Source organism: Saccharothrix sp. ST-888, assembly GCF_000955975.1.
Classification (GTDB): Bacteria; Actinomycetota; Actinomycetes; order Streptomycetales; family Streptomycetaceae; genus Kitasatospora.
Genome location: NZ_JYJF01000544.1, coordinates 1 through 363, shown reverse-complemented (window position 1 = coordinate 363; position 363 = coordinate 1). Strand labels below are relative to the sequence as shown.

Sequence of the window (363 nt, the reverse complement as noted above, 5' to 3'; positions counted from 1 at the left end):
GTGCCGATGCAGCTCGACCTGGTGGCGCTGCGCGCCGAAGCCCGGGCGGGCACCCTGCCGCCGCTGCTGCGCGGACTGGTCAGGACGCCGGTTCGCCGGACCGTCGAGTCCAACTCCGCTGATGCGGCGACCGGTTCGAGCCTCGCCCGAAGCCTGGTCGCACTCTCCGAGGCCGAGCAGGACACGGTGCTGCTCGACCTGGTGTGTGCCAGGGTGGCCTCGGTGCTTGGCTATCCGGAGGTCGCTGCCGTGGAGGCGGGCCGAGCGTTCAAGGAGCTCGGTTTCGACTCGCTGACGGCGGTCGAGCTGCGCAATGAGCTCAACGGCGCGACGGGTCTCCGACTGCCGGCGACGCTGGTGTTC

At 71.1% G+C, this 363-nt stretch carries 1 protein-coding gene; it reads left to right on the top strand.

Annotation, left to right across the window (positions count from 1 at the left end):
• Positions 1 to 363 (top strand): acyl carrier protein (locus tag UK12_RS33725; protein WP_045307029.1); only part of this gene is annotated, 363 nt, incomplete at both ends.